Source organism: Nonomuraea longicatena (assembly GCF_039525605.1).
In the GTDB taxonomy this organism is placed as follows: Bacteria; Actinomycetota; Actinomycetes; order Streptosporangiales; family Streptosporangiaceae; genus Nonomuraea; species Nonomuraea longicatena.
Map to the genome: position 1 here is coordinate 154,550 of NZ_BAAAHQ010000001.1, position 15,006 is coordinate 169,555.

Sequence of the window (15,006 nt, forward strand, 5' to 3'; positions counted from 1 at the left end):
CGCCGGGGCGGCGGGACGGGGGGCGCCCGGAGCTCGGCGCCCTGGCACGGAAGGCCAGGTGGGCCACGGGATACGGGCGACAGGGCGGCGTCACGGCGGGGAGTGCGGCAGAGGAGGAGCGTGCCCGGAGGCCGTGAGGGGCGACGGCGGGTGGCGGTGGGCGGGCTTCGCCGTGAAGGCTGGAAATCCGCGCGCGACGGCTCCCCGAAGAACGCCGGAACCACGAGCGGGGAATCGGGTGGTGCCGATAAAGGGGTGGGCACTGGCAGGATGGGGGCATGAGGGATACCCGAGTCTCCGTTGCGGGGCTGCGCGAGGCCATAGAGCGCAGCGGCTACTACCCCGACCTCGTCACGGATGCGGTCGAGTCCGCACTGGGCAAGGAGGCCGTGACCGCCTTCGTGGTCCACCACGAGGCCACGTTCGACCCGGCGATGGAGGTCCGCAGGCACGTCACCGTCCTGGTGCTGTCCGCGACGAGGCTGCTGGTGTGCCACACCGACGAGCATCCCGCCGTCGAAGGCGTCTCCACCGCCCACGCCTCCACCACCACCGAGGCCGTGCGCCTGAGCCGCGTCCAGTCGGTCGCCGTCACCCGGGTCGTCCCCGACCCCGCCTCCTACGCCCCCGGCGTGCCCCCCACCGAGGTCACCCTCACGATCGGCTGGGGCGCGATCTCCCACGTCGACCTCGAACCCGCCACCTGCGGCGACGAGAACTGCGAAGCCGACCACGGCTACACCGGCGCGATCACGGCCGACGACCTGTCGCTGCGCGTCAGCGAGGCCGCGGACGGCCCGGAGGCCGTCACCCACGTACTCGCCTTCGCCAAGGCCCTGTCGGAGGCGACCGCCCGCTCAGCCACCTGACCCTGTGAGGAAGTGCGGATGACCGCCCCGTTAGTGCCCTCGTACGGAGGATCGTCGCTGGCCGACCTGCCCGGCTCCCTCCTTGCCGCCCTCGGCCTCGACGGGCCGAACCCGCTGGGCCTGCGCCCCGCCGAACGCGTCTGCGTCCTCCTCGTGGACGGCCTCGGCGACGAGCTGCTGCGCGCCCACGCCGACCGCGCGCCCTTCCTGTCGAGCCTGTCCGGCCGGGTGCTGACGGCGGGCTTCCCCTCCAGCACCGTGACGAGCCTGGGCAGCCTCGGCACCGGCCTGACGCCGGGCGAGCACGGCCTGCTCGGCATGCTGCTGGCCGTCCCCGGCAGCGACGAGCTGTTCAACTGCCTGAGCTGGACGCACCCCGGCGGCCTGGTCGTCGACCCGCTGACCTGGCAGCCCGCCGCGACCGTCTACGAGCGGGCCGCCGCCGGGGGTGTGGCGGGCGCGCACGTCGGCCCTTCGCTGTTCGAGCACACGGGCCTGACCGGCGCCGTCCACCGGGGCCTGCGCTATTACGGCGCCGACACCGTGGACGAGCGTGTGGCCGCCGCCAAGACCGCCCTGGCCGAGCCACGCGCCCACGTCACCGTCTACTTCGGCGACCTCGACGCGGCCGGTCACCTCACCGGCTGGGGCAGCCCCGAGTGGCTCGACCAACTCGCCGTCGCCGACGGCCTGGCCGAACGGCTGGCCGAGGCCCTGCCACCCGGCTCGGCGCTGTACGTGGTCGCCGACCACGGCATGATCAACGCCGGCGAGCGCGTCGACGCCGAGACCGACCCCGCGCTCAGCGAGGGCGTCGCCCTGCTCGGCGGCGACGCCAGGGCCAGGCACGTCTACACCCGTCCCGGCGCGTCGCGGGCGGTGCTCGACGCCTGGCGCGAGAGACTCGACGGGCTGGCCTGGGTGGTGTCCCGGCAGGAAGCGGTCGAATCCGGCTGGTTCGGCCCGACGGTGCAGGCCCGATGGTTGCCGCGCATCGGCGAGGTCGTCGCCGTGCCGTACTCCGACGTGGTGATCATCCAGTCGAGCATCAAGGCGGAGGTCCTCTTCGTCGGCTTCCACGGCTCGCTCACCTCGGCCGAACAACACATCCCACTCCTGGAGGCGAGCACCCGATGAGCCCGCTCATCACCCCGGCCGAACTGGCGGACCTCGGCGAGGTCACCCTCCTCGACGTGCGCGGCGGCATCACCGGCCCGCCCGGCAGCGTCCTGTACGCCGAAGGCCACCTGCCCGGCGCGCTGTTCTGCGACCTCGACGCCGACCTGGCGGCCGCCCCTGGGCCCGAGGGCCGCCACCCGCTGCCGTCCGCCGCGCACTTCCAGGCCGCCATGCGCCGCCTCGGCGTCTCCGCCGGACGCCCGGTGGTCGTGTACGACGACGCCGGTTCGACCATCGCCGCCCGCGCCTGGTGGCTCCTGCGCTACCACGGCCACCCCGACGTGCGCGTCCTCGACGGCGGGCTGCCCGCCTGGCGGGACCTCGGTCTGCCGGTCGTCAAGGAGGAGTCCTCGGCCGCCCCCGGCGACTTCGTGGCGGTGCCCGGCGGACTGCCGGTGCTCGACGCCGACGAGGCGGCCGCGCTGGCCGCCTCCGGCGTACTGCTGGACGCCCGCGCCGCCGCGCGCTACCGGGGCGAAGTCGAGCCGATCGACCCGGTGGCGGGACACGTACCCGGCGCGGTCAGCGCCCCCACCACCGACAACGTCGACCCCGACGGCCGCTTCCGCCCGCCGGCCGACCTGCGCGCGCGCTTCGCCGCCCTGGGCGCCCGCGACGGGGTCGCCGTGGGCGCCTACTGCGGCTCCGGCGTGACCGCCGCCCACGAGGTGCTCGCCTTGGAACTCGCGGGCGTGCCCGCCGCGCTCTACGTCGGCTCGTGGTCCAACTGGGTGGCCGACCCCTCCCGCCCCGTCGCCACCGGCTGATCACCGGCGCCGAAGCAGGCGAACCCGAACACCCCCGCCTTCGCGGAGGCGTCCGCGAGCGCCCGCGCCGGGCTGTGGCCCGAGGCCAGCAGTTCGTGGAAGGACGCCATCATCGCCACGGTCTCGTCGTCGCGCACGGGGACGAGACCGGCGACCACGCACCCGGTGCCCCTGGCGAGGAAGGTGCCCGCCAGGCCGAGCGGGGCGCCGTCGCACGGCGTGCGCGCCATACCGGACTCACACGACGAAAGCACGACGAGCCCGGCGCTCCGCCGCAGGCCGAGCAGGTCGTAGGCCATCAGCGGGCCGTCGTCGAGCATGATGCTCGACAGCAGCGGGCTGCGCGAGTGGAAGATGCCGTGCGCCGCCAGGTGGAAGACGTCCACCTGGCCGAGCGCCTCCAGCACCGGCCGCACCCGCCCCCGCACCCGCAGCGCCCCCGCGTGGCAGCCCGCAACCCGCTCCACCTCGGTGGGCGCGTGTTCGAGTCCGGGCCCCGCCGCCACCGCCACGCTGGGCGCCGGACGCCGCAGCGCCGCCCGCTCGCGTGCCGCCAGCCACGAGGCCGCCCCCGCCGCCACCGTGAACGGACGCTCCCGAAGGTACGGCAACGCCGCCCACGGCAGCGTGTAGAGCGGCCCGGCGGGCACCAGCACCAGCGGCCGGTCGCCCAGCCACCCGGCGAGGCCGCGCAGCAGCAGCCGGTCCAGCTCCTCCGCACACGCGCCCACCTCGCCGCCGACCCCCTGACCGTCGCCGAGCGCCGCCCGCCGCATCGCATACCGCAGCCGGACGACCGCCTCCGCGACCTGAGCCGTTCCGCCGAGCCTGCGGACCGCGATCCGCTCGCCCGTCACCACCAGCGCCAGGATGCCGTCGCCCTCGACCACGTACTCCACCAGCGCGGCCTCGCCCAGCGCCGCCCGGACCGCGGCCAGCGCCGCCTCCGGCGCGGCCCGCCCGGCCGGCGGGGTGCGCTCGGTGACGGCCCGCCAGCGCTCCGCCCACTCGAAGATCTCCTCGGCCCGCCCGTCGCGCACCGCCAGTGACAGCCCGAGCGTCGCCAGCCGCTCGCCCGCCTGCGCCGCGTGCGCCCGCAGCGCGGGGTCCTCGAACACCTCCACCTGCCCGCCCACCTCGGCCAGCCCGTCGCGGATCGCCTGCGTCGCGGCCGGCAGGTCCTCCTGCAGCGCCGCCTCCAGCGCCAGCGCGTGCTGGCGCACCAGCGTCGGCACCCGCGAACCCCGCCCCAGATGGGCGGCCTGCGCCTCCGACGCCAGCGGCACTCCGCAGCCCGCCTTCACCCGCCCAGTCGGCGCCGTCAGACAGCCGAGCTGGGCCGAGGCCGTCGGATGGTCGTCGATCGCCAGCGCCGCCTCCGCCGCCGCCAGCCGCAGGTCCGCGGCCCCCTCCGGCGAGGCCGCCCCGCGCTCCAGCTCGTCGGCGCACGCGATCAGGTCGGCGACCAGGTCCGCGTCGGCCGTCCCCAGCGCCAGCCGCGACCGCAGCACCACCTCCCTGGCCAGCGGCAGCCAGGACGCCCGCTCCTGCGCCACCAGTTCCTCGGCCGCGCGGCGCGCGACCGCGTCGGCCTCACGCGGGTCGCCGGTCAGCAGCTCCACCTGCGCCAGCCGCAGCCGCGCCTCCGCCAGCGCCACCTGCGCCCCGGCTGACTCCAGCTCCGGTACGGCCAGGCTGAGCAACTCGCGCGCCTCACCGGGCAGATGCGCGGCCAGGAGCGCGCCGGCGAAGTCGGCCCGCATGGTGGCCAGGCGTTCAGGGAAGCCGAACAGCGTCTCCTGCGCGGCCCGGTAGTGGGCGAAGGCGGCGGCCAGGTCGCCGCGCCGGACGGCGAGGAAGGGCAGGTTCGCGGCGGCCAGCCGGTGCAGGTGGGACAGACCCGCGCCGCGCGCGATCTCCTGGCAGGCGGTGAGGTCCTCGACGGCCCGCACCCAGTCGCCCCGGTAGGCCAGCGCCAGCCCCCGGTTGAGCAGCCCGCCCGCCAGGAACCGGCGGTCGTCGAGCGTGCCCGGCGACTCCGACAACTTCTCCAGCGAGCGGTCGCAGGCCGCGATCGCCTCCTGGTAGCGGCCCAGACGGGCGAGCGCCACCGCGCGCTGGGTGTCGAGCTTGGCCCGGTCGAGCGGGCTCAGATACGCCCAGGCCAGCGCCGCCACCCGCAGCGCCTGCAGCGGGTAGCCGCGCTCGGTTCGCACGGTGACCAGCGACAGCCGCGCCTGCGCCACCCGGTCGCCGGGGGCACCCGGCAGGGTGATGGCCTGGCGGAGGTGGACCTCGGCGGCCGACAGGTCCCCCAGCTCGCGGGCGGCCAGCCCCATCGCCCGCAGCGCCACGGTGGCCGCCTCCGGTGTCCTGGCGCGTTTGGCGGCGCGAAACAGCCTCCGGCCCGTCGCGAGCGCTCCGGCGGGATCGACCACGGACCTGGCCACCGCCTCCTCGGCCGCGTGGACCAGTGTGCTCGCCCCGTTGACCTCGAACTCCATCGCCGCACTCCGCCTCTCCGCCGGCCCTGCCGGCCGGCGATGACCGCCGTCACGGTCGACGCCACGGTCGCTGCCGCCGTACTGGTCGTCGCCCTGACCGCCTCTGCTTTGACTGGCCCTGCTCACACCGGCCGGGATCCGTCCTGCGCCGGGCACCCGCGCCGCCCCGGCCGTCCTTCCCTGATCCGAGCTGGTACGCGTGGTGTGCCGCGCCGCCTCCGGCCTGCTCTGCCGCCCATGTCGCGCCCTCCGCCTCCACCGGCCGCCCGGCGGGCACCTCCCAGGTACGTCCGCGCTCTCCGCTTCCACCGGTCGCCCTCCGGGGCACCGCCCCGGTACGGCCGCGCCGTCACGCCGAACGGTGCGCCCCCGGTCCCGGACGGGCTGGGGAAGCAGCCAGGTTCCGGCCAGGTCCGGAACGGTGGGCCAGGCGTGATCGAGACAGGGAAGGAACCACTCGAATGTCGAACCAGATCACGTGATTCGTCCTCCGGCTCCGCTGACGTGAACGGAGAACATTGTGAGCGACGTCGCCGGTGTGTACCACCCTCGGCTGAGTACGGGTCACGGTCTTACGCGCAACCACCTTGTCGCCAACGGCGGCTGACCTGGCCGATAGCAGATCACGTGCACCCAGCCCGGCGGCAGCCCGGCGCAGGCGAACTGCCCGGTGGCGCTCAGCCCCCGGCTGGCGGTCGCCGACGGGGTGCGGACGTCGACCAGGCTGCCCGCACCGGGGTGCGGGGTGACCTGTCCGGCGACGTTGATGAGCCCGTCGTCCGCGCTGACCTCCAGGTCGAGGACGTACTCCTTCGCCGCGAACCGCAGCAGCCGCATGCCGTCGTCCCCTGAGACGCTGCGCACCTTCCACGTGACGGTGGTGTCCACGTCGTCGGCCGTCACCACGTCGGGGACCCGCAGCGAGTACAGCTCGCGCGCGGCCCTGCTGACCCGGGCGGGGATCGGATCGTCGCCAGAGGCCAGTCTCAGCGCCGCGATGAGATAGGCGTCGTCGTTCACAGCACCGCCTCCTCCGGGATTCGGGTGCGCAGTTTGTCCAGGCACCGGGACCGGGTGGGCCCCACACTGCCCACGGGGATGCCCAGCCGCGTGGCCACCTGCTGGTTGCCGACGGCGGCCGCGGCCAGGCGCAGGATGGAACGGCAGGGCTCGCGCAACGCGGAGACCGCCTCCCACAGCAACGTGTGGTGCTCGCTCTCCAGATAGGCCGCGGCGGGGTCGGCCACCTCCACCGGGGCCGGCAGCGCAGGGACCTGCGACTTACGCTGGATCAGCAGCGCCTCGCGCCGTGTCGTGGTCGCCAGCCACGCGCCGACGCGCTCCGTGTCCTTGATGGTGGTGATCCGTTCGAGAAGCCGCAGCCACGCCCCCTGCACGGCATCCGCGGCGTCGTCGGACGACAGCCCGCAGGCGCGCGCGACCGACCACATGCGGGGGCCGTACAGGGTTTCGAGGCGATCCCATGCGGACCGGTCACCGCCGGCCGCGGCGCGGACCAGATCGGAATCTGCCGCCACACGCCCTCCCAAGCTTCTCATCTAGGGGTGACCGCCCTGGTGGCATATGGCGGTGGTCCAAGGCGACGGGGCTCGCCGCGTCTGTTAGAACGCTCCACACGGGAAACAGGTACGTCGCTCCGTGTGACTGTCCGAGAACATTAGGTGAACTCTACAAGCTCGCGGGAACCACGACGCCCAGATCGGGAATTTGCCTGTCCCCGGAGAGGACTTGCCGCACCGCCTCCTCCACGGGCAGATCCTTTGCCCGGTCGGCCACGGCCGCCGCGACCAGAGCGGCCGCGAAGGAGGTGCCGCTCCAGGTGGCGTACCCGGCGAAGTCGCCGCGCACGGGGAAACTGCTCTCCAGCCACTCGCCCCGCGCGCAGGCGTCCACCCAGGGGCCATGGGCGGAGAAGGCCGCCCGGCGCTCCTGCGCGGCATCCAGTGCCCCCACCCCGACCACCGACGGCAGCGCGGCCGGCCAGACCGGCCGCGAGCCCGCGGTGTTGCCCGCGCAGGCGACGACCGCGGTGCCCGCCCGGTCCTTCAGCGCGCCCAGCGCGTCGGCCAGCATCATCGGCGGACCGTCGTCGAAGGTGTGGCCGCCGAACGACAGGTTGAGCACCTGGACGGGCCGCTCGCGCAACCGGTGCAGGGCCCGCGCGATGCCGGCCTCGTCGCCCACGCCCTCGCCGTCGAGTACCCGAACGGCCCGCACCGACACGCCGGGCGCGTGCCGTACCAGCAGGCCCGCGATGAACGTGCCGTGGCCCGCCTGATGGCCCCGTGCGGCGTCGTCGCCGTCCCCGCTCTGCTCCGCGTACCACTCGCTGTCCTTCCACCACGGATGCTCGGCCACGCCGGTGTCGAGCAGCCCGACCGTCACCGGCGAGCGAGCGTGCCCGCCGCGATAGGGGACGGGTCCGGCGGGGAACGGGCGAGAGGCCGGGCCGCCGAAGAACAGCGGCTGCCCGGTGAAGACGTGGTTGGGGGAGGCGCGGTGGCCCCGCTCGCGCAACTCGGTCGCGAGCTCGCAGGGGTCCACCCCCGGGGACAGCCGGATCGCGCAGACCCCGTCGGCCTCGGCGACCGCCTGGGTCCAGCGGGCGGCGGCCGACACCGCGCCACGGTCGACGAGCAGCTGACCTGGCCGGATGAGTGCTCCAGAAGCGGGTTCCATATTCATGGGCCGTTACCTTTTCATGACCTGGGGCTCACCATGTGCCACATCGGCAACATCGCCGAGGCGAATTGGTATGGCCCCCCACTGGTGCCGGATGACGACCGACGGTAGTCTCTCCCTAGTCACTTGTGATCATCCTGGGGCGAGGCCGTTGGGGAAGGCGCACCTCGTACCGAAACGGGAGGTCCGGTGTCTGCTCGTGGCGTGCTGTACGTCCACTCGGCTCAGCCCGCGCTGTGCCCACATATCGAATGGGCGGTCGCGGGTGTCCTCGGCGTGCCCGTAGACCTGACGTGGACGCCGCAATCCGCCGCGCCCAATGTCGTGCGCTCCCAGGCCGAATGGGAGGGTCACCCGGGCATCGCGGCGGCCATCGCCTCCTCGCTCATGGGCTGGCAGCGGCTGCGCTTCGAGATCACCGAGGACCCGTCGCCGGGTGTGGACGGCTCCCGCCACGCCTACACGCCGACGCTCGGCGCCTTCACGGCCGTGATCGGCGCCTCCGGCGACATCATGATCCCCGAGGATCGGCTGCGGGCCGCCATGATGAAGTCCGCCTCCGGCAGGTGCTCCCTGGAGGAGGAGCTTGACCTGCTGCTGGGACGGCCGTGGGACGAGGAACTGGAGCCCTTCCGCTACGCGGGGGACGGCGCGCCCGTCCGCTGGCTCCACGCCGCCGTCTGACCGCGCGGGCGCTTTTCGCCCTGCTCATGCGATCGGGCCCTTCCGGCCGGACCGGAAGGGCCTTTGCCAACCCTGTCGGCGCGGCCGCGTGGTTCGGCGGGATGCCTTCTTTATGTCACGGAAACAGATGCCCTGATGGCATCGCAGCTGAATCGTTCCCCGTGACAGGAGTCTCCATGGCGTTGCCGAAACCTGACCACGCCCCTTCCCGCCGTTCGGCCCTCGGGGTGCTGGGTGCCCTCCCCCTGGCGGCCGGTGGTCTCGCAGCCGTGCAGGGAACCGCCGAGGCGAGCCCGGTCCCGAAGGACCTGCGCCCCGGAGGCGCCTTCGACCGGCACATCAAAGGATTGGCGGACGACGATGAGTTCTCCGGGACCGTGATGGTCGCCTACCGCGGCCGTCCGGTCCTGGCCCGCGCGTACGGCTGGGCGGACAGGGAGAACAAGGTGCCGAACAAGACCGACACCATCTACGCCCTGGCCTCCACCTCCAAGCTGTTCACCGGCCTGGCCGTCACGCAACTCGCCCAGCAGGGCAAGCTCAGGTTCTACGACCTGGTGAGCAAGCACCTGGACGGCCTGCCCACGCAGATGGCCCAGCACATCACCGTCCACCATCTTCTGACACACACCAGCGGCCTGGGCGACGCCCGGCGTCCGGGAGAGAAGCCGCCGCCAGACAAGATCCACAATAGCTACGAGGAGCAGATGGCGGACTTCTGGGCGAACCTGAAGACCTTCGACCTGGAGTTTGCCCCCGGGACCAGGAAGGCCTACAGCAGCATGGGCTACAACCTGCTCGGCGAACTGGTGGCGAGGGTCTCCGGCATGTCGTTCCAGGACTACGTCCGCCAGAACATCTTCGTTCCGGCCGGTATGAGGAGCTCCGCCTACTACGACCGCCGCCAGTGGCTGGCCGACGAGCGCATCGCCCATCCGTACATGTACCAGAAGGACGGTACACGGGTCGACGCCGTCCGCAACCTCGACAAGGGCTCCGTCTACGGCGACGCCGGCCAGGGCAGCAACTCCGCCCGGGGATGGATGGGCACCGGTGGCGGCAACGGCTTCTCCACTGCCCCCGACCTCGTCCGATTCGCATTCGCCCTGCAAGGTGGCAAACTCGCCTCCCGGCCCCACACCGAGTTGTACGTGAACGGGAAGATCTCCGCCAGACCGCTGCGGGAGGACACCTCCGGCAGCCCGGTTCGAGGGGAGACCTTCCAGGCATACGGGCCGGTGGCCACCGTCTACAACAACCAGCGCATCATCACCCACGGAGGCGGCGCGGGCGGCATCTCGACCAGTTGGTCCCTCTACCTTGACATGGACTGGACGGCCGTCGTCCTGTGCAACTACGACCTGCAGAACCTCGGGCCCATCATCGACCTGGAACGGCGCCTGATCACAGGCGCCTGATCAGCCCGCCTGCTCCTGTTCCACGTCCGGCGCCACCGACGGTGCCGCCGCGAAGCGTGGGTCGGGGCGGTCCTGAGATCGTGGCGGCGGTTGCCCACTGGGGCGCCCTCCTGCTGACCGGTGAGACGGCCACAGCGCAGCACTGTAGCCGGACGCGGTTGCCGCGCCCGGCTCTGACCTCGGTGCTCTCAGTGCGAGGTGAAGACGACGCTCACGTTGTGGCCGCCGAACCCGAAGGAGTTGTTGACCGCGGCGAGGTCGCCCTCAGGGAGCGTCCGGTTGCCGCCGTGGACGATGTCCACGTCGATGCCGTCGTCGAGGTCGTCGAGGTTGATCGTGGCCGGGACGATCCGGTGGTGCATGGCCTTGATCGTGAAGACCGACTCGATACCGCCCGCCCCGCCGAGCAGGTGCCCGGTCATGGACTTGGTCGAGGTGACCAGCGGGTGCGTGCCGATCGCCTTGGCGATGGCCTGAGCCTCGCCGACGTCGCCCGCGGGCGTCGAGGTGGCGTGGGCGTTGACGTGCCTGACGTCGATTCCCCCGACACCGGAGTCGTTGAGCGCCTGCGTCATCGCCATGATGATGCCGCGCCCCTCGGGCTCCGGCTGGGTGATGTGGTGGCCGTCGGCGGAGTAGCCGACCCCTGCCGCGTAGGCGTAGACGCGCGCGCCACGGGCGCGGGCGTGCTCCTCGGACTCCAGGACGACGACGCCGGCGCCCTCGCCGAGCACGAAGCCGTCACGGGAGCGGTCCCACGGCCGCGAGGCGCCCTGTGGGTCGTCGTTGCGGGTGGACATCGCACGGGCGGCCGCGAAGGCCGCCATGTTGAGGCCGTGGATGGCGGCCTCGGTGCCTCCGGCCACGACGACGTCGGCGCGGCCGGCCCTGATCATGTCCATCGCGTAGCCGATCGCCTCGGCACCCGACGCGCAGGCGGAGACGGTCGCGTGCACGCCCGCCTGAGCCTTGAGGTCGAGCCCGATCCAGGCGGCGGGCCCGTTGGGCATCAGCATCGGGACGGTGAACGGGGAGAGCCGGTTCCAGCCCTTCTCCCGCCAGGTGTCGTAGGCGGACAGCGTGGTGCTGATGCCGCCGATGCCGCTGGAGACCACGACACCGAGCCGCTCGGGCGCGATGTCGGGGGCGCCGGCGTCCTGCCATGCCTCGCGGGCGGCGACCAGCGCGAACTGCTCGCTGCGGTCGAGGCGGCGGGACTCCGGTCTGGGCAGCACCTCGACCGGGTCGACGGCGGCCTGGCCCGCGAACTTCACGGGGACCGCGTCGACCCAGTCCTCGGTGAGCGGCGTCACACCAGACTGACCGGCGAGGAGCGCCGACCAGGTCGAGGTGACGTCCCCACCGACGGGCGTCGTCGCGCCGAGCCCGGTGACGACGACACGTACCCGGTTCGCACTCACGTGTTCACACTCCTTGTCGATCAGATGCGGTGGAGATCAGCCCTGGATGAAGCCCAGGACGTCCTTGACCGTCTTCAGGTTCTTGAGCTGGTCGTCGGGAATCTCCACGCCGAACTCGTCCTGAGCTGCCACGGCGATCTCGACCATGGACAGGGAGTCGATGTCGAGGTCGTCGACGAAGCTCTTCTCGGGAGTCACCTCGGAGGCCGGAATGCCGGTCACCTCGTTGATGATCTTGCCGAGGCCGCTGAGGATCTCCTGCTCGGTCGCCATGTCGGTATTTCTCCTTAAGATTTCTTCTGGAATCTGCACGGCTTGCGCCGTACAAGCTGTGGGGTACGGCGGCAGCCGTACCGAACCCTACGGGATCTCGATCACTTGACCCGCGTAGGTGAGGCCGGCGCCGAAGCCGAGCAGCAGCGCCAGCCCACCGGAGCGGACCTCGCCGCGCTCGATCATGCGCGAGAGCGCGAGCGGGATCGAGGCGGCGGAGGTGTTGCCCGCCAGCACGATGTCACGGGCGACCACCGCCTGGTCGGCACCGATCTTGCGGGCGATGGCCTCGATGATGCGCAGGTTGGCCTGGTGGGGGACGAAGGCCGCCAGGTCGGCGGGATCGACCCCGGCGCGCTCGCACGCCTCCCTGGCCACCGGGTGCAGGGCGGTGGTGGCCCAGCGGAAGACCGTCTGGCCCTCCTGGCGCAGGTGGCTGTGGCGGTCGTCGATGATGATCGCGTCGGACTTGTCGCCCGAGCTGCCCCACACCACGGGGCCGATGCGCGGCTCGTCGGAGGGGCCGACGACCGCGGCGCCCGCGCCGTCGGCGAAGATGACGGCGGTGGCGCGGTCGGTCCAGTCGACCCACTGCGACAGCTTCTCCGCGCCGATGACGAGCACGTGCCTGGCGGCCCCACCGCGTACGGCGGCGCTCGCGGTGGCCAGCGCGTAGCAGAAGCCCGCGCACGCGGCGTTGACGTCGAAGGCGCCGGGCGACTGGATGCCGAGGCGGTTGGCGACGATGGCGGCGGCGTTGGGGATCTGCGACTCGAGTGTGCAGGTGGCGACGATCACCAGGTCGACGTCGGCGGGGGACAGGCCGCTGGCGGCCAGGGCCTTGCCGCCCGCCTGGACGGCCATGTCCTCAAGCGTCTCGGTGGCGGGCGCGACGCGGCGCTCCTTGATGCCCACCCGCGACTGGATCCACTCGTCGTTGGTGTCCATGTTCTTGGACAGGTCGTCGTTGGTGACGACGTTGGCGGGCTGGTAGTGGCCGAAGGCCAGCACCTTCGCTCCGGGAGCGGCGTCGGGGATCCTCACTTCATCAACTCCCTGGCAGCGTCGAGGTCGTCCGGGGTCTTGAGCGCGACCGTCTCGACGCCGCGCAGTCCGCGCTTGGCCAGACCGGTCAGGGTGCCGCCGGGCAGCAACTCGATCATGCGGGTGACGCCGAGCCCGGCCATGGCGGCCATGCAGGAGTCCCAGCGGACGGGGTTGCTCACCTGGGCGATCAGGCGGGCGACGAAGTCGGCGCCGCCGGTCACGACCTGGCCGTCGGCGTTGGACAGCAGCTTGGTCGCCGGGTCGGCGGGCGTGATCGCCTCGGCCGCCGCGCGCAGGCGGTCGACGGCGGGGGCCATGTGGGCGGTGTGGAAGGCGCCCGCGACCGAAAGCGGGATGAGCCGGGCCCGCGCGGGCGCGTCGTCCTTGAAGGCGGCCAGTTGCTCAAGGGTGCCGCCCGCCACGATCTGGCCCGCCCCGTTGATGTTGGCGGGGGTGAGCCCGTGCTTGTCGAGGGCGGCGAGCACGTCGTCCTCGACGCCGCCGAGGACGGCGGTCATGCCGGTCGGGGTGAGGGCGGCGGCCTCGGCCATGGCCTGGGCGCGCTCGCGGACGAGGGCCAGCGCCTGCTCGTCGGTCAGGACCCCGGCCAGGGCTGCGGCGGCGAACTCGCCGACGCTGTGACCGGCCAGCAGGTCGGGCCGTCCGTCGCCGAGCGTCGCGGCGGCGGCCAGCGAGGCGGCCACCAGCAGGGGCTGGGCGACGGCGGTGTCGCGGATCTCGTCGGCCCCGGCCTTGGTGCCGTAGGCGATCAGGTCGAGTCCGGCCACGTCGGACCACGCGGACATGCGCTCGCCGAAACCGGGCAGCTCAAGCCACGGTGTCAGGAAGCCGGGAGTCTGGGCGCCCTGGCCTGGCGCGACGAGTACAAACACGAATTCCACGATGCCCTGTAGAGGTTGCACACGCGGATGGAGATGTGTACGAACTTCTTCCTAGGCTCTTTGTAGGAATCCTCCAATGATGGTTTCGGGCCGGTTACGTTAGAGCGCGCCACTCGACGGCGCTGTCCGTGAGCCTGCCGAGGATGAGCCCGACCTGCAGCGTGAACGCCGACCGCCCCTCCGTGGGCTGGTAGCCGGTCAGCTCGGTGATCTTCTTCAGCCGGTAACGAACGGTGTTCGGGTGGACGAACAGCAGCCGAGCGGTGGCCTCCAGCGAGGTGCCCTGCTCCAGGTAGGTCGCGAGCGTGTCGAGCAGGGGGGTGCCGGCCAGCGGCAGGTAGACGTTCTCGACGAGCTGCCGCCGGGCGTCGTCGTCGCCGTCGAGGGCGCGCTCGGCCAGCAGATCCTCGGCGTGGACCGGGCGCGGCGCGTCCGGCCAGCCGTTGGCCGCCTTCAGCCCGGCGAGCGCGGCCCGCGCCGAACGCGCGGCCGCGTGCAGGTCGGGCACCTCGGGCCCGATCACGATCGGGCCCTCGCCGAAGCGGGCGACCACCTGCTTGGCCGCGTCGTTGACGCTCTCCGCGCCGCCGACGATCACGATCAGCCGGTCGGCCTGTACCCCTGCCAGCAGGTCCATGCCGATGCGGCGGCCCTTCTCGCGCAGCCCGTCTATGACGGCGCGCGGGTCGCCCTCCGGGGCGTGCCCGGCGATCACCACGACGGGCGCGGAGGTCCAGCCCAGTGCCGCCGCCCACGAGTGCAGGCCGTCGTCGACCTCGCCGCGCACCAGCGCGTCGACGATCAGCGCCTCCAGCCGGGAGTCCCACGAGCCGCGCGCCTCGGCCTCGCGGGCGTAGACGTGGGCGGCGGCGAAGGCGACGTCGCGGGTGTAGCGCAGCATGGCCTGCTGCAACTGGTCCTCGCCGCCCGGTGCGGCGAGCTGGTCGGTCTGCGTCTCGACGACCTCGACGACCGCGCGGATGATGTCGACGGTCTGCTGCAGCGAGATGACCCGCTTGAGCTCGCGCGGCGCGGTGCCGAAGAACTCGATGCTGGGCGTCGGGCGCTTCTCGTCGGCGTGCTGGAACCACTCGACGAAGGCCGCGATGCCCGCCTGCGCCACCAGGCCCACCCAGGAGCGGTCCTCCGCGCTGAGCGCGCGGAACCAGGGCAGCCGCTCGTCCATGCGCGCCATGGCCGCGGTGCCCAGCGCGCCCATCGCGCGTTCGAGCCGCCGTG

The 15,006-nt window shown here is 72.9% G+C and carries 14 protein-coding genes; 5 read left to right on the top strand and 9 right to left on the bottom strand.

Annotation, left to right across the window (positions count from 1 at the left end):
* Positions 1-278: 278 nt before the first annotated feature.
* Genes ABD120_RS00710 through ABD120_RS00720 form a run of 3 tightly spaced genes read left to right on the top strand, consistent with a single transcriptional unit; the run spans position 279 to position 2,815 of the window.
* Positions 279-869: a DUF5998 family protein gene (locus ABD120_RS00710; RefSeq protein WP_343947647.1), complete on the top strand. Its 591-nt coding sequence runs from the start codon at positions 279-281 to the stop codon at positions 867-869.
* A gap of 18 nt (positions 870-887) precedes the next feature.
* Complete coding sequence (locus tag ABD120_RS00715) at positions 888-2,006, top strand: alkaline phosphatase family protein (protein ID WP_343947648.1); 1,119 nt, start codon at positions 888-890, stop codon at positions 2,004-2,006.
* Positions 2,003-2,815, top strand: a complete 813-nt coding sequence (locus ABD120_RS00720) for a sulfurtransferase (protein WP_343947649.1) — start codon at positions 2,003-2,005, stop codon at positions 2,813-2,815. The genes ABD120_RS00715 and ABD120_RS00720 overlap by 4 nt, the downstream gene beginning before the upstream one ends.
* On the opposite strand, the gene ABD120_RS00725 is transcribed toward ABD120_RS00720, so the two are convergent.
* From ABD120_RS00725 to ABD120_RS00740, 4 genes are all read right to left on the bottom strand, one after another.
* On the bottom strand, positions 2,755-5,319 hold the full coding sequence (locus ABD120_RS00725) for a CHAT domain-containing protein (RefSeq protein ID WP_343947650.1): 2,565 nt from the start codon (positions 5,317-5,319) through the stop codon (positions 2,755-2,757). The genes ABD120_RS00720 and ABD120_RS00725 overlap by 61 nt on opposite strands.
* Before the next feature lie 564 nt (positions 5,320-5,883).
* A complete protein-coding gene (locus ABD120_RS00730) occupies positions 5,884-6,339 on the bottom strand; it encodes a hypothetical protein (RefSeq protein WP_343947651.1) in 456 nt (151 codons plus the stop codon).
* Entirely contained in the window at positions 6,336-6,857 is a 522-nt protein-coding gene (locus ABD120_RS00735; RefSeq protein ID WP_343947652.1) for an RNA polymerase sigma factor, read from the bottom strand. The genes ABD120_RS00730 and ABD120_RS00735 overlap by 4 nt, the downstream gene beginning before the upstream one ends.
* Before the next feature lie 151 nt (positions 6,858-7,008).
* A complete protein-coding gene (locus ABD120_RS00740) occupies positions 7,009-8,025 on the bottom strand; it encodes a S8 family peptidase (protein WP_343947653.1) in 1,017 nt (338 codons plus the stop codon).
* A 186-nt stretch (positions 8,026-8,211) separates the two neighbouring features.
* Here ABD120_RS00740 and ABD120_RS00745 point away from each other — a divergent pair, with 186 nt between their 5' ends.
* Positions 8,212-8,706: a DUF3145 domain-containing protein gene (locus tag ABD120_RS00745; protein WP_343947654.1), complete on the top strand. Its 495-nt coding sequence runs from the start codon at positions 8,212-8,214 to the stop codon at positions 8,704-8,706.
* A 176-nt stretch (positions 8,707-8,882) separates the two neighbouring features.
* Positions 8,883-10,124, top strand: a complete 1,242-nt coding sequence (locus ABD120_RS00750; protein ID WP_343947655.1) for a serine hydrolase domain-containing protein — start codon at positions 8,883-8,885, stop codon at positions 10,122-10,124.
* 188 nt (positions 10,125-10,312) lie between these two features.
* Here ABD120_RS00750 and ABD120_RS00755 read toward each other — a convergent pair whose 3' ends face one another.
* The 5 genes from ABD120_RS00755 to ABD120_RS00775 all read right to left on the bottom strand — a co-directional run bounded on the left by ABD120_RS00755 (position 10,313) and on the right by ABD120_RS00775 (position 14,986).
* On the bottom strand, positions 10,313-11,545 hold the full coding sequence (locus ABD120_RS00755) for a beta-ketoacyl-[acyl-carrier-protein] synthase family protein (RefSeq protein WP_343947656.1): 1,233 nt from the start codon (positions 11,543-11,545) through the stop codon (positions 10,313-10,315).
* A gap of 36 nt (positions 11,546-11,581) precedes the next feature.
* Positions 11,582-11,818, bottom strand: coding sequence for an acyl carrier protein (locus ABD120_RS00760; RefSeq protein WP_343947657.1), 237 nt, complete (start codon positions 11,816-11,818; stop codon positions 11,582-11,584).
* Between the two features lie 87 nt (positions 11,819-11,905).
* On the bottom strand, positions 11,906-12,862 hold the full coding sequence (locus ABD120_RS00765; RefSeq protein WP_343947658.1) for a beta-ketoacyl-ACP synthase III: 957 nt from the start codon (positions 12,860-12,862) through the stop codon (positions 11,906-11,908).
* A complete protein-coding gene (locus ABD120_RS00770) occupies positions 12,859-13,758 on the bottom strand; it encodes an ACP S-malonyltransferase (RefSeq protein ID WP_343948234.1) in 900 nt (299 codons plus the stop codon). The genes ABD120_RS00765 and ABD120_RS00770 overlap by 4 nt, the downstream gene beginning before the upstream one ends.
* A 103-nt stretch (positions 13,759-13,861) precedes the next feature.
* Positions 13,862-14,986, bottom strand: coding sequence for a PucR family transcriptional regulator (locus tag ABD120_RS00775; RefSeq protein WP_343948235.1), 1,125 nt, complete (start codon positions 14,984-14,986; stop codon positions 13,862-13,864).
* Between the last annotated feature and the right edge of the window lie 20 nt (positions 14,987-15,006).